Genomic DNA, 13,171 nt, shown 5'->3' with positions numbered 1-13,171 from the left:
CCGGCCGCGCGCGCCCGCGCGCGCGCGCGCGCCGCCCGGGGGCGGGTCGGGGGACGCCATGCCGCTGCCGACCGCGGTCAGGACGAGGAGTTGCAGCCCGGCCAGCGACCAGACCGGCCCGGCCACGCTGACGGCGCCGGAGACCAGGCCCACCAGGGCGAGCAGCGGCACCGCCCACCACCCGCCGGCCTGTCCGAGCAGCAGGCCGAGGGCCCCGGCGAGGGCGGGCGCCGCGATGGCCGTCGCCGCGCTGCGCCGCGTCCCGGGCCGGTCGTTGATCCCCGCGAACATCGCGCCGAGCCCGGCGAGCACCGCGCCCCGGGTGTGGCCGGCGGCCAGCCCGGCCGCGAGGACCGGCCCCATGCCGAACGCCCCGCGGACCACCGCCGGCCAGGGCACCGGTCCGCGCTGGAAGCGGAGCGGATGGGCCAGCCAACCGGGTGCGGCAGTCGGTCGTCGGGGCACGGTCCTCCTCGGTCCGGGGTGCTGTGCACCAGCCTAGGGCGGGCGCTTGTCGCGGTTGCTGCGCCCCGGTTACGCCCGGGTGTCGGTCCGGGCCAAAGGCCCGTCCGGGGTGGCCGACCAGGGCGGACGCAGGGGCGAGGCGGGAGGCCGGGGGGCGCGCTGGCGGAGCGCAGCGTGCTGCTGCGGTGCGGCGGGGGCCGGTTCGGGTATACCTGGCAGGCATGATCCGTAAGCGCGTGGTGGTGTCGGGTGTCGTCCAGGGGGTGTTCTTCCGGGACACCTGCCGACGCGAGGCGACGGCGGCCGGCCTGGCCGGGTGGGTGCGGAACCTGCCGGACGGCCGCGTCGAGGCGGTGTTCGAGGGCGCGCCGGACGCCGTGGGGCGGCTGGTCGAGTGGTGCGGCCGCGGTCCGAGCCGGGCGGTGGTCGAGCAGCGGCACGTCACCGAGGAGCAGCCGGAGGGCCTCTCCGGCTTCGAGGTCCGCGGCACCGACTGGTAGCCGCCCGGACCGCCGCCGGCCGCTGCCGGGCCCGACGCCCGGCCCTCAGGCGTCCTTGGTCGCCGTGGTGACGGCGCCGGCCGCGGTGGCCAGGGCGAGCCGGGCGAGGGCCTCCGGGGCGCCCGCCTGGCCGCGGATCCCGGGGAAGGCGTTGATGTCGACGATCAGCGGCGCGCCCTCGACCGCCAGGATGTCGACGCCGTACACGTCCAGGCCGAACAGTTCGCCGGTGGCGAGGGTGAGTTCGAGCCACTCGGCGGGGAGTTCGGCGACCGGCAGCGGGCGGCGGGCACCCGCCGGGCCGTCGGCGGCCGGAGCGGCCAGCTCGGAGCGCCGGCGTTCGGCGAAGATCCGGCCGTCGACCACCCAGAGCTTGTGGTCCCAGCCGTCGTTGGGTGCGAGGGCCTGCACCACCACGGGCTCGCCCGGCCAGGCATCGGCCAGCTCCCGCATCCGTTCGGCCGAGGTCACCGCGGCGACCAGGTCCTGTCGGCGGCTGTGCCGGCTCTTGACCACCAGCGGGTCGGTGAACGGCCGGTCGGCGAGCTCGGCCAGGTCCGCCGCCCGGGTGCGGGCGAAGGGCAGTCCGACCGCCCGGGCGAACTCCGCCATCTGCAGCCGGTCCTGGCAGAACGCCGTGGCCTCCACGGAGTTGACCACCGGCACACCGTCGCCGGCGAGCCGGCCGGCCAGCGCGAGGGCCTGCGGAGTGCGGGCCTTGAGCAGGCAGACGTCCGGCCGCTCCGCGGGCGGCCCGGCCGCGGCCGGGTGCAGCGCCTCGACCCGGTGGCCTTCCGCGCGCAGCAGGGCGGCGGTCGCGGCGAGCAGGGGGTGGTCCGCGGCGGCGGTGAGGAGGGTGACGGTGCGGCGCGGCACGCTCATGCCGCGCCGCCGACGGCGGCCGGCAGGCTCCGGGCGGGCGGCTGCGCGGGCACGGCCGCCACGGAGGGCCAGGACGACCCGGTACGGGCCAGCCGCAGGACCGCGCGGGCGACCTTGGCGACCGCCTGCGGCACCTGCCGGAAGCTCGGGAAGTCGTTGACGTCCACGACCACCGGCCCGTCCGGGCCCACCAGGATGTCCACGCCGTAGAGGTCGAGGCCGAAGACCTCGCCGACCTGGGCCGCGACGGCCGCTACCTCGGGCGCCAGGGTGACCGGGCGCTCGCGGTGCGGGTGGTGCGGGTGCAGCGGGGAGGTGCGCTCGGTCGCGAACAGCTCGCCGCCGGCGCTGTACACCTTGAGGTCGAGACCGCCGTTGGGCACGTACGGCTGGGCGATCAGCAGTCCCTCGCCGCCGAGTTCGGCGCCGAGCAGGGCGAGGTTCTCGGGGCGCTCGACCAGGTGGACGGCGCGGCCCGAGCTGCCGTCGGCAGGCTTGACCACCAGCGGGTAGTGCACGTCGGGTATCCGGCCGAAGTCCTCCCAGCGGGCGGCCGCCCAGGTCGCGGGCACCGGGAGCCCGCGGTGGGCGGCGATCACCGCGGCCTGCGCCTTGTCGCGGACCGGCCGGATGGCGCGGGCGTCGTTCACCGTGGTGAGGCCGACGGTGGCCGCGGCCTCCAGCAGCCCGAGCCCCGGACCTCCGGAGACGGTCTTCAGCACCCAGGCGTCGTGGTCCCCCGCCTGCACCAGGCGGTTGAGGTCGAGCAGCGACCCGCCCGGACGCACGACGTCGACGTGATGGCCCCACTCCGACAGCTGGCGCACCACGTCGAGCGGCATGCCGTCGTTCCGGTAGTGCTCCTCGACCAGGAAGCAGAACCTCATCCGCACGACTCCCGTCCCCCCGCCGTCTCTCCCTACGGCTCGTCCGTAGCGCACCAGGATGCCACGAACCACCCGGGCAAGATCACCCAAGTCGTCCCCGAACGGCTACAACCGGGTCACGACGCCGGAGGGGTTCGCCCACGGAGCGACTGCCGCCGCACCGGGCGCCGAACGTCGACGGAGCGTCAGCGGGCCTGCTCGGGCGGGATGTCACCGCTCCGTCCCCGTCGCGTCCCGGTGGGCCACGGCCCGGTCACGGCCCGACACGGCCGGCCACCTCGACGGATGATCCGATTACCCTCTCTTGAGGAACCCTTGCCCGAACGGGCCGGGGCATCGGGTACCGGAAGGAGGGGGCGGTGCACGAGACCACCGGAACCCGGCCCGCCGTCGAGGACGGCCGGAGCGAGCTGCCCGGGCCACGGCCGGGCCGACCGTCCGAGGCCGCCGCCGGGACCGCAGCCGGGCCCACCGACGAGCCAGCCGGCGGCCGAGCCGGCGGGCGGCGGCGGCGGACCGAGCCGTGTGCCGCCTCCTCTGCCGCAGCAGCCGCCCTGCGGGCCGGCGTGCCGCTCCAGGGCGGGGTGCCGCCTCAGGGCAACCAGCCGCTCCAGGCCGGGGTGCCGTTCCAGGGCGGGGTGCTGAACCCCGACGGGCTGCACGACCTGCGCCACCGGCCGGTCCCGACCGTGCTCCGCTACCCGGCCGAGGACCTGGTGGCCGTCACCGGCCTGCCCGGCAGCGGGAAGTCCACCCTGATGAGCCGGTGCGCCCGGGCCCCGCTCGTCGACTCCCAGCTCGTGCGCGAGCGGTACGAGGAGCGGCTGCCGCTGCTCCCGTACGCGCTCTACCGGCCGCTCGTCCGCCTGGACCACTACCGCGGGCTGCGCCGGGCACTGGCGGGGGGCGGGCCCCTGGTGGTGCACGACTGCGGCACGCTGCCGTGGGTGCGCCACTGGCTGGCCAGGACGGCGGCCCGGCAGGGCCGCCGACTGCACCTGATCCTGCTGGACGCCACCGCGGACCAGGCGGTGGACGGCCAGCTGGCACGCGGGCGGACGGTCTCGGCGCACGCCTTCGCCCGGCACCGCCGCGCCGCCGCCCGGCTGCACGCGGAACTGTCGGCCACCGAAGGACCGGCCCGCGACTGCGCCTCCACGGTGCTGCTGGACCGTTCGGGCGCGAGCAGGATCCGGACCGTCGAATTCGTCTGAGCACGCCCCGACCCGAGCCGGTCCCCGTCCGGTTCCCGTGCCTCCGCCTCCGCCCCCGCCCGCCGGACGGACGCCGGACGGGCGCCGGAGCACCCCGGGGCCGTCCGGACGTCCGGTTCACCCCCAGGGCTGGCGCCGTGCACGCCCGGCGGGTGAAGCGGGGCCGCGCGTCGACCTGCGGCCGCGCCGGGGCTGGTTACTGTGCTGCCATGCGCACCCACACCCCGCATCGCGGGCCGCGGCTGCGGCGCCTGGCCGACCGGCTCGCCGCGCAGTACCGCACCGCGTTCGAGCCGCAGTACGACCCCGCCCGGCGCACCTGGACGCTGCGCTGGTACGACGGCCCGGCCCCGGACGCCGTCCGGAGCACCCTGCGGCGGGCCGCCCCGGACAGCACCGGGGTGCTGGTCCGCCGCGATCTGACCACCCGTGCCCTGGCGCTGGCCGCCCTGCGCGAGACCCGGGCCGGGGCCATGCACCGCTGGGTCGGCAGCTGGGGCCAGCGCTACCACCTGGAACAGCTACTGGCGGACCGTCCGTACCCGGAGCGGCCCGCCGATCCGCGCGAGGCCGCGATGCTGGAGGCCCTGCTGCTGGCGGCCACCGGCGGCGCCGGACGGTGGGAGGTGCCGGACGAGTCGAAGGCCTTCGAGCTGATCGCCCGCAACGGGGTGGCCTGGCTGCTGCCGAGCGACCGGCTGGCCGGTCCGGACGACGTCGACGGGCTGGCGCTCACCCCGTCGGAGTATCTGACCGCCCGGTATTCCACCAGGGTGCACCGCTCGGCGTGGGAGACCGCGCTCGTCACCATGCCGATGCGGGCCGCCGTGGCCGCCGCGCAGGCCGACCCGGCGCCGACCGCCGACGCCGCACGCGCCGCTCTGGCCCTGCTGCCCGCGCTCCGGGCGGAGCTGACCGGAGAGCTCGACCGGACGCAGGCGCAACTGAATCTCGCACTGCTCCCGCAGGGCTGAGCGCCCCGGCGGCCACCGGCCCCGTCGTGCGCCGGCCGCACTGCTCGCACGACCTTGACGCCGCGTCCACCGTCCCGTCTCATGGGGGCGGACGTGTGCCCGGGCCGTTCGGCGGGCGTGGGCGGCGGGGAGGTGCTGCGGATGGACCGGTGCCGGGGGAAGCGGTGGGAGGGCTGGGGCTGCCTGCTGCTGGCGGTCATGGTGCTGCTGACCGCCGGGACGATCGCGCTGGCGCTGAACAGCGGCGGGCCGCTCGCGCCGCCCCTGCACTGAGGCGGGCCGGGCGGCCCCGCACCCGCCAGTGGGGCCCGCAGCGGTACGGCGGGCCGGCCGGTGCCGCCGCTCAGAGCGCGGCGTCGCGGGCCAGCAGCGCGGCCTGGACGCGGTTGTCGCAACCCAGCTTGGCCAGGATGCGGCTGACGTAGGTCTTCACCGTGCCCTCGCTCATGTGCAGCCGGGCGCCCGCGTCGGCGTTGGACAGGCCTTCGCCGAGCAGCTCCACCACCTGTCGCTCACGCTCGGTCAGGACGGCCAGCCGCCTGCGTGCCTCGTCGCCGCGGGCACTCGCCCCGCCCCCGGCAAGGCTGTCCACCAGGTGGCGGGTGGCGGCCGGGGAGAGGAAGGCGTTGCCCCCGGCCGCCGCTCGGACGGCCTGGATCAGCTCGCCCGGGGCGGTGTCCTTGAGCAGGAACCCCGCGCCGCCGGAGGTGACGGCCCGCAGGACGTTCTCGCGTTCGCCGAAGGTGGTGAGGATCAGCGCACGGGCACCGGGGGCCGCGCGCGGCAGCTCGGCGAGCGCCGTCAGGCCGTCCATCACCGGCATCTGGATGTCCAGCAGCACGACGTCCGCGGCGTGCGCCCGGGCGAGCTCGAGTGCCTGCCGGCCGTCGCCGGCCTCGGCGACCACCGTGATGTCGTCGGCCGAGGTGAGGATCATCCTGATCCCGGCCCGGATGAGCGGCTCGTCGTCGGCGACGAGAACCTTGATCACTGTGCGGCCTCCGGTCCGGCGGGTGTGCGCGGGGCAGGTCACCCCCTCGCAGAGTAGTGCTGCTTCTCGACCAGCCGGCCGTCGCGGAAGCAGAGCCGCAGCACCGTCTCCGTCTCCATGACGCCCGTCCCCTCCCCCGAGATGAACCAGTCACAGGCCGCGCCAGGCGGCACCGGAGGCCCCAGGGAGCGGTAGTCGGAGGTCATCAGGTCGCTGCCGCGCGGCAGCCGGGTGCGTATCTCGTCCTCCGGGGTGCCGATCAGCATGGCGTCGAAGGTGCCCCGCTCCAGGGTGGCGTCGTGCACCGACCTGACAATGCCGAACCCGCCCCAGGCCAGGCCGCCGAGCGTGGTCAGCAGCACCAGGCCGGCACCGAGCGCGCAGCCGACCGCCGGGCTGCGGCGGGACGCCGGATCGGGCGGGACGGGCGGGAGCAGGTCGAGGTCGGCGGCCTGTTCGAGCCCGGTTGCGGGACCGACCCCGTCGTAGGGCAGCACCCCGGCCAGCCGGAACCCGCCGTCCGGGGTCGCGGCCGCGTGCACCATGCCGCCCAGCAACCGGGCCCGCTCGCGCAGGCCGGTCAGGCCCTGCCCGCCGCCGATCGCACCCGGCGAGGACTGCGGCGGCGGCCCGTTGACCACCTCCACCAGCAGGGCATCCGGCTCGTACCGCAGCGCCACCGCGATCGGCGCGGCGGGCGCGTGCTTGTGCGCGTTGGTCAGGCCCTCCTGCACGATCCGGTACGCGGCGTGCCCGGCCGCCGCGGCGATCGGGCGGGGCGATCCGCCGTGCCGCACGGTGACGTCGGCGCCCGCCGCCCGGGAGGCGGCCGCGAGCCGCTCGACCGCCTCCACCCCGCCGGCCTCGGTCGCGGTGTCCTCGCGGAGCAGGAACACCACCTCGCGCAGCTCGCGCATCGCCCCGGCCGCGGCCTCGCGCAGCACGCCGACCGCCTCCCGCTGGTGGTCCGTCAGGCTGCGGTCCACCTCCAGTGCGCCGGTGTGCACCGAGATCAGGGCGAGCCGGTGGCCGAGGCTGTCGTGCATGTCCTGGGCGATGCGGTGCCGCTCGCGCAGCCGGGCCTGACGGGCGATCATCTCGCGCTCGCGCAACAGCTGGCCGTTGCGTTCGCGGAGCGCGTCGAGCAGCGCGCGGCGCTGCGCGCGGTACCGTCCGACCAGCGCGGGGAGCACGGCGAGCAGCATGAAGCCGACCACCGAGACCACCGCGTTGGCCAGCGGGGAGATCCCGTCGGAGTCCAGCCACTGGGAGAGCCCCACGGTCACCGCGAGGGCGGTGCCGAAGGCGGCGGCGAGCACGGCGGGACGCTCGACCAGCCGGCCCGCCGTCCAGGCCGCCACCACCAGCACCGGCAGGAAGCCGCCGTCGGCGCCGGCCCCCGCCGCGGCGAGCAGCAGCACCGGGACGGGCAGCCCGCGGCGCAGCAGGACGAGCACGGCGGCGAACGCACCCGCGCCCGCGCCGCGCCACGGCCCGCCGGAGCCGGTCACGACCGCTCCGACCAGCGCACCCACCAGCAGGGCGAGCACGGCCTCGGCGAGCACCGCGCGGCCCCGCCACGGCCCGGGCAGCACGCGGCGCAGCAGGACCCGCGGCGCGAGCGACGCCCCGGCGCGCCACCGTACGCCCGGCGGGGCGGGCGGGATCAGGTCCTTCACGTTCGATGTCACGCGCCGAGGCTAGCGACCGTGCGCAGGCCCGGTCTGTCCACTTCCGTCGCGACCCGTGTCCACCAAAGTCGCATCTTCGGGCGGGAGCGCCTCAGCGGCGCCGGACGAGCAGCAGGGCTATGTCGTCGAGGCGGTGGGTGGAGCGGCGGGCCCGTGCCACCAGCCGTTCGGCGAGCCGGTCCAGGGTGCCGGGGGCGTCGTGGGCGAGGGCCGCCCGCAGGTGGTCGATGCCGTCGTCCAGCGAGATGGTCGGCGACTCGACCAGGCCGTCGGTGTACAGCGCGAGCACCGCGCCGGCCGGCAGCAGGAAGCGGGTGGTCGGGTACTGCGCGGAGCGGTCCACGCCCAGCAGCGGTCCGCCCTCCAGGTCGACGACCGAGGTGGGGCCGTCGGCGAGGCGCAGCAGCGGCGGCAGGTGGCCGGCCCGCACCCCGTGCGCGCGGCCCTCGACCGGGTCGAGGTGGATCAGGCAGCAGCTGGCGAGCAGCCCGGGATCGAGGTCGACCAGCAGGTGGTTGGTGCGCACCAGGACCTCGGCGGGCGGGCTGCCGCCGGAGGCGAAGGCGCGGACGGCGCTGCGCAGCTGGCCCATGGTGGCGGCGGCGCCGACGTTGTGGCCCTCGACGTCGCCGATGACCAGGCAGAGGCCGCGCGGGGTGGCGATGGCGTCGTACCAGTCGCCGCCGATCTCCATGCCGCGGGTGCCGGGGAGGTAGCGGGCGGCGATCGCCACGCCGGGCACGGCCGGGAGCCGGTGCGGCAGCAGCGCCTGCTGCAGACCGCGGGCCAGCGCGAACTCCGCGTCGTACAGGCGGGCCCGCTCCAGCGCCTGGGCGATCAGGCCGCCCAGCGCGGTGAGCTGGACGCGGTCCTCGGCGGTGAAGGTCCGCGGCCGGTCGAAGCCGAGGATGCAGCTGCCGACGGGCTGTCCGGAGGCGATCAGCGGCAGGAACGCCCAGGAGCACATCTCGTCCTGCGGGATGCCCGGGTAGGCGGCCTGGAGCTGCCCCGCGGACTCGAAGAACAGCGGTGCGCCGGTGGAGAGCGTCTCGGTGCCGGGCAGCCGGGCGCGGATCGGGGTCGCCTCGAAGCGGTCCAGGAAGCCGTCGGGGTAGCCGCTCTGGCCGACCAGGTGCATCCGGCCGGCCTGCGCGAGGTAGACCGCGATCTCCTGGCCGCCGAAGCCCGGCAGGATCTGTTCGATGACCGTGTCGCAGACCTCGCGGACGGTGACCGCCTCGGTGAGGGCGCTGGCGAGCTGCAGCAGGTGGTAGGTGGCGCCGAGGGCGGCCCGGGTGGCCGGCGGGGCCTCCGGGAGGCCGGGCCCGTCGCCGGGCGCGCTGGAGGCGACCACCCGTCCGGTGACGCCGTGCGCGTCCGGGTACAGCGAGAACGCCAGCCAGTGGTCGGGCGGCCGGCAGGCGAGGAAGGCGGTGGGCTGGCGGGAGAGCATCGCCGCGCGGTAGCGGTCCTCGTAGGCGGGGTCGGCGAGCCAGGGCAGCACGTCCCAGGGGTGCCGGCCGATGAGTTCGTCCCGGCGGGCCTGGAGCAGCATCTCGGCGGTGCGGTTGGCGTAGCCGACGCGGCCTTCGGAGTCGAGCGCGAAGACGCCGTCGCGCAGCCGCTCCACGGCGGCGACGGCGGCCGATCCGGCGGAGTCGTCGAGGACGACGACCAGGAGGTGGGTGCCGTCGCCGACGGTGCGGCCGCGCAGCTCGACGGTGCGGTGGCCGCCGCGCACGTCGCGGACCCTGGCCTGCCGGGCGAACGGGGTGCCGTCGCGGGCGGTGCGCCGGACGGCCTGGCGCAGCAGCGGGACGTCCTCGGGTGCGAGCCGGTCGAGCAGGGTCGTGGGGCGGCCGTCGAACGCGCTCGGCCCGATGCCGAGGATGGCGCACAGGTCGTCGTCGACGGTCAGCTTGCCGGCCGGGATGTCCCAGTCGAAGACCCCGATCCGGGTGGCCGGCCCGGACGGCGGCGGCAGCTGGACGGCGGTGGGCTGCTCCGTGCCGGCCAGCGACGGGCCGTACGGGGCGAGGTCGGCGGCGAGCCGGTGCGCCTCGCCGCGCAGCCGGCGGCGGGCGCCGTGCGGCAGGCCCGCCTCGTCGCTGGGCCAGAGCATGCACAGCACCCCGAGGACGATGCCCTCGGCGGTGAGCGGCGCGCAGGCGAACGCGAACGCGTAGGGCATGCCGACGGAGAGCCGCGGAAAGCGCCGCATGGTCTCCTCCGCGCCGGCCAGCACGACGGTGCTGCCGGTGCGGTAGGCCTCTGCGGCGGGCAGCGGTGCGGCGACCGGGACCCGGCGGAAGGCGCTGAGCAAGGGCAGCGGTACGCCGACGACGGTGCTGAGGACGAGCGTGCGGTGGTCGCGGGAGGGGAGGTAGATCATTCCCCCGTAGGCGGAGGTGGCCGCGACCGCGCGGCCGAGGGCGTCCGCGAGGATCTGGTCGACGGCGTCGGCCCGCTCGACGGCTTCCGGGTCGCGGCCAGCCGCCGCAGGTCCACCGTCGGCCGGCACGCCCAGGCGCATTCTCTCTCTCTAGCCCGGTTCGTCCGCAGGTGTCAACCGGAGGTAAAGGTTCCGCCCGGGCGCCGGACGCCCGGGCGGAACCCGGCGGCGTCAGCCCGCGGGGACGGTGTCGGTGAACGCGGTGCCCGCCGTGCGGTACCCGGCCACCTTGGCGGCGACCTGGGCCGGCGTGAGCACCTGGTCCTTCACGTAGTACACGTAGTCGACCTGCTCGTCGTAGGAGCGCGGGGTGGAGCCGGTCTGGCCGCTGAGGTCGATCAGCCAGTGGTTGAAGTCGATCCACTGCTGGGTCTCGGGCAGGTACGGCTCGCCGTGGACCGCGAAGGCCTGGCCGTCGATGTAGTAGGTGATGGCGGTGGTGTCGATGGTGATCTGGAGGTCGTGCCAGCCGTCGTAGGAGGCGCGGTTCTCGGTGTGGGTGTTGACCGCGTTCCACGGGTCCGGGTTGTAGGTCTCCCAGGAGGTCGTGTACATGATGTTCGCCGGCTCGCCCCAGCCGCCGTTCGGCAGGTACTCGAAGTCCTGCTCGCTGTAGTTCGGGTCCATCGGCGCGTTGAGCGGGGTGAAGGTGAAGAACGTCTGGTTGACGTGGTCGCCGTCGGGGCCGCCGGTCGGGGTGTCGTCGAACTTCACCCGGGCCGCGTAAGTGCCGTTCTTGAACTTCCGCGCGGTGGTCTGCAGCTCGGTCTCCCGGGTGCCGGCCGCGGTGCCGTCGGTGGTGAGCCGCAGGTTCATCACCGAGTTGGCGAAGGTGATGTCCGCCGGGGACCAGGTCGCGCCGGCCACGCCGGGCCCGCCCTGGCCGGACTTCACCGTCCAGCCGTGCTGCTGGAGGGCCGCGTCGTTGCTCGCGGTGTAGCTGAAGTCGTCGAACAGCGCGGGGGCGTTCGGGTCGGTCGGCGGGGTGGAGGTGGGCGGCGGGCTGGTGGGCGGGGTGGTCGGCGGCGTGGTCGGGTCGTTGCCGGCCGGGGCGGTGCCCCAGACCAGGGCGCCGCCGCGCTCGATGGTGACCTTGGACCAGTTCGCGTACGAGGTCTGCGCCGCGCCGAAGGAGTAGTCGTCGGACTGGGTCAGGGTCTGCCAGTCGGCGCGGTAGAAGCGCAGCTGCATGTCGCCGGTGTTCTGGCCGGGGGCGAGCGAGCCTGCGCCGGAGGTGAAGCCGATCTCCAGGTAGCGGTCGGCGGTGGCGGTCGGGTTGGCGAGCGTCCCGAAGGTGCCGGTGATGTTGGCGCAGCCCTTCACCGCCCACGAGCAGGCGAAGCGGTAGGAGACTGACGGGCCGTCCGACTTGAAGTAGTAGCGCAGCTTGAGGTCGCTGAGCGGGACGGTGGTGGTGCCGGTGTTGACGACCTCCAGCCAGGGCTCGGACTGGTCGGCGGTGGCACCGGTGGCACTGGTCCGGTACTGGACGCTGAGCGCGTCCGTCGCGGCCGACGCGGGCGCGGTGAGCAGCGCCGTGCCGGCCAGGCCGGCGGCGGTGCAGACGGCGAGCGCGGTGCGCAGCCGGCGGGGAATGCGGGGCGTTCCTGACACGGTGATCCCTTTCCTGTTCCTGTGGGGGGCGGTGCGGGACGTGGTGCGCGGTACGGGTGGTGCGGTCCGGGAGGTGCGGTGCGGGCCCGGCGGGCGGGTCAGCCGAGCCCGAGGGCGGCGAGCCGGGGGCGGTGGCGGCGCAGCGCGGGCTCGAAGTCGGCGGCGCGGTCGGCGTCCGGGTTCCAGACCCGCTGGGCGAGGGCGCACAGCCGGGGGTACAGCCGGCGGTCCGCGTCCCCGGGTCCGGTCACGAACTCGGTCCACAGCTGAGCCTGGGCGCCGAGGACGCGGGCGCGCTCGGCGGGCGTCCAGTGGGCGGGCGCCGGGTCGAGGTCGTGCACGGCGGCCAGGTCGACGACGGCGCCGGCCTGCCCGAGCGGCTCGTCCGGCCGCTCGGACTGCGGGTAGTCGAGGTAGGTGGAGCGGTAGGGGGTGAGGATGACGTCGTGGCCGCTGCGGGCGGCGGCGAGGGCGTGGTCGCCGTCGCGCCAGGGCATCACGGTGAACTCGGCGGGCAGCCCCGACGAGCTGTCCTCGGCCCACACCACCGGGCGCCGGCCGCGGTCCAGCACGTGGGCGCCGACCTGCCCGAGGAACCAGCCGTGCAGCTCCTTCGGGGAGGCGAGGCCCAGTTCGGCGGCCCGGCGCCGCGCGTCGGGGCTCTCCTCCCACTCCCGAGTCGGGCACTCGTCGCCGCCGAGGTGCAGGTACGGCGAGTCGAAGACGTCCATGACCTCGTCGAGGACGTTGCGGCAGAAGTCGAGCACCTGGTCGTGGACGCCGAGCACGTTCTCGCACACCCCCCACTCCGTCCAGACCCCGAGCCGGCGGCCGGGGACGTTGCCGAGCTCGGGGTGGGCGGCGAGCGCGGCCCGGGCGTGGCCGGGCATCTCGATCTCGGGCACCACGGTGACGCCGCGCGCCGCCGCGTACCGGACCAGGCCGCGCAGTTCGGCGGCGGTGTAGGCGCCGCCGTGCGGGACGTCGTCGAATCGGCCGCTGCCCGCCCGGCCGGCCATCGACCGCGGGCGGACGGATCCGACCTCGGTGAGCAGCGGGTACGCCGTGACGGGCATCCGCCAGCCCTGGTCGTCGGTGAGGTGCAGGTGCAGGACGTTCATCCGGTGCAGCGCCAGCAGGTCGGCGGTGCGGCGCAGGTAGGAGACCGGCAGGAAGTGCCGGGCCACGTCGAGCATCAGTCCGCGCCAGGGGAGCGCCGGCCGGTCGGTGACGGTCAGGCAGGGCAGCTCCCAGACGGTGCCGGGCGCGGGCCGGTCCAGCAGCGCCTCGGCCGGCAGCAGCTGGCGGATCGTCTGGACCCCGCGCAGCAGTCCGGTCGGCTCGGCGGCGGTGAGCCGGACCCCGTCCGCCGTGACCGCGAGCCGGTAGCCCTCGGCGCCGAGCGCCCGGTCCGCCGGATCGACGGCGAACCGCACGGCGCCGTCCGCGGCGGGCGGCAGCGGCAGGCCCGCCGCGGGCGCCCGCAGCGTGCGCAGCAGGT

Annotated in this window: 11 protein-coding genes and 1 pseudogene; 4 read left to right on the top strand and 8 right to left on the bottom strand. The window is 76.2% G+C overall.

The genetic code is table 11. From position 1 onward, the window contains the following. Positions 1-465: pseudogene (locus ACFV0G_RS19855) on the bottom strand (FUSC family protein); the annotation flags it as partial. 221 nt (positions 466-686) lie between these two features. On the opposite strand from ACFV0G_RS19855, the gene ACFV0G_RS19850 reads away from it, so the two are divergent. Beyond that, positions 687-965 carry an acylphosphatase gene (locus tag ACFV0G_RS19850; protein ID WP_380549132.1) on the top strand — a complete coding sequence of 93 codons (279 nt, stop codon included), beginning with the start codon at positions 687-689 and terminating at the stop codon, positions 963-965. Between the two features lie 45 nt (positions 966-1,010). Here ACFV0G_RS19850 and ACFV0G_RS19845 read toward each other — a convergent pair whose 3' ends face one another. Continuing rightward, positions 1,011-1,847, bottom strand: a complete 837-nt coding sequence (locus ACFV0G_RS19845) for a RimK family alpha-L-glutamate ligase (RefSeq protein WP_380549129.1) — start codon at positions 1,845-1,847, stop codon at positions 1,011-1,013. Then, positions 1,844-2,734 carry a RimK family alpha-L-glutamate ligase gene (locus ACFV0G_RS19840; RefSeq protein ID WP_380549127.1) on the bottom strand — a complete coding sequence of 297 codons (891 nt, stop codon included), beginning with the start codon at positions 2,732-2,734 and terminating at the stop codon, positions 1,844-1,846. The genes ACFV0G_RS19845 and ACFV0G_RS19840 overlap by 4 nt, the downstream gene beginning before the upstream one ends. A 359-nt stretch (positions 2,735-3,093) precedes the next feature. Here ACFV0G_RS19840 and ACFV0G_RS19835 point away from each other — a divergent pair, with 359 nt between their 5' ends. The 3 genes from ACFV0G_RS19835 to ACFV0G_RS19825 all read left to right on the top strand — a co-directional run bounded on the left by ACFV0G_RS19835 (position 3,094) and on the right by ACFV0G_RS19825 (position 5,195). After that, the gene (locus ACFV0G_RS19835; protein ID WP_380549125.1) at positions 3,094-3,948 is read left to right on the top strand and encodes an AAA family ATPase; all 855 of its coding nucleotides are present in this window, start codon (positions 3,094-3,096) and stop codon (positions 3,946-3,948) included. Positions 3,949-4,157: 209 nt separating this feature from the next. Next, positions 4,158-4,922, top strand: coding sequence for a hypothetical protein (locus ACFV0G_RS19830; RefSeq protein WP_380549123.1), 765 nt, complete (start codon positions 4,158-4,160; stop codon positions 4,920-4,922). Between the two features lie 141 nt (positions 4,923-5,063). Beyond that, positions 5,064-5,195 (top strand): hypothetical protein, encoded by a 132-nt coding sequence (locus tag ACFV0G_RS19825; protein WP_380549121.1) that lies wholly within the window; start codon positions 5,064-5,066, stop codon positions 5,193-5,195. 70 nt (positions 5,196-5,265) lie between these two features. Here the strand turns inward: ACFV0G_RS19825 and ACFV0G_RS19820 are convergent, their stop codons facing one another. The 5 genes from ACFV0G_RS19820 to ACFV0G_RS19800 form a co-directional block, all read right to left on the bottom strand. Then, the gene (locus tag ACFV0G_RS19820) at positions 5,266-5,913 is read right to left on the bottom strand and encodes a response regulator (RefSeq protein WP_380549119.1); all 648 of its coding nucleotides are present in this window, start codon (positions 5,911-5,913) and stop codon (positions 5,266-5,268) included. 38 nt (positions 5,914-5,951) lie between these two features. After that, a complete protein-coding gene (locus ACFV0G_RS19815; RefSeq protein WP_380549116.1) occupies positions 5,952-7,604 on the bottom strand; it encodes a sensor histidine kinase in 1,653 nt (550 codons plus the stop codon). A 91-nt stretch (positions 7,605-7,695) separates the two neighbouring features. Next, on the bottom strand, positions 7,696-10,137 hold the full coding sequence (locus tag ACFV0G_RS19810; RefSeq protein WP_380549114.1) for a SpoIIE family protein phosphatase: 2,442 nt from the start codon (positions 10,135-10,137) through the stop codon (positions 7,696-7,698). A gap of 90 nt (positions 10,138-10,227) precedes the next feature. Then, on the bottom strand, positions 10,228-11,670 hold the full coding sequence (locus ACFV0G_RS19805) for a cellulose binding domain-containing protein (RefSeq protein ID WP_380549111.1): 1,443 nt from the start codon (positions 11,668-11,670) through the stop codon (positions 10,228-10,230). A 98-nt stretch (positions 11,671-11,768) separates the two neighbouring features. Then, on the bottom strand, positions 11,769-13,171 hold a 1,403-nt coding region (locus ACFV0G_RS19800), incomplete at its 5' end, for a beta-N-acetylhexosaminidase (protein ID WP_380549109.1).

The organism is Kitasatospora sp. NPDC059571, assembly GCF_042735675.1.
Classification (GTDB): domain Bacteria; phylum Actinomycetota; class Actinomycetes; order Streptomycetales; family Streptomycetaceae; genus Kitasatospora.
This window is presented reverse-complemented; position numbering and strand designations above follow the sequence as displayed.

What these genes read in the sequence shown, in the direction of transcription:
- ACFV0G_RS19830 (WP_380549123.1), top strand. Translation starts at nt 4,158, where the DNA reads ATGCGCACCCACACCCCGCATCGCGGGCCGCGGCTGCGGCGCCTGGCC.
- ACFV0G_RS19850 (WP_380549132.1), top strand. Translation starts at nt 687, where the DNA reads ATGATCCGTAAGCGCGTGGTGGTGTCGGGTGTCGTCCAGGGGGTGTTC.
- ACFV0G_RS19845 (WP_380549129.1), bottom strand. Translation starts at nt 1,847, where the DNA reads ATGAGCGTGCCGCGCCGCACCGTCACCCTCCTCACCGCCGCCGCGGAC.
- ACFV0G_RS19840 (WP_380549127.1), bottom strand. Translation starts at nt 2,734, where the DNA reads ATGAGGTTCTGCTTCCTGGTCGAGGAGCACTACCGGAACGACGGCATG.
- ACFV0G_RS19810 (WP_380549114.1), bottom strand. Translation starts at nt 10,137, where the DNA reads ATGCGCCTGGGCGTGCCGGCCGACGGTGGACCTGCGGCGGCTGGCCGC.
- ACFV0G_RS19825 (WP_380549121.1), top strand. Translation starts at nt 5,064, where the DNA reads ATGGACCGGTGCCGGGGGAAGCGGTGGGAGGGCTGGGGCTGCCTGCTG.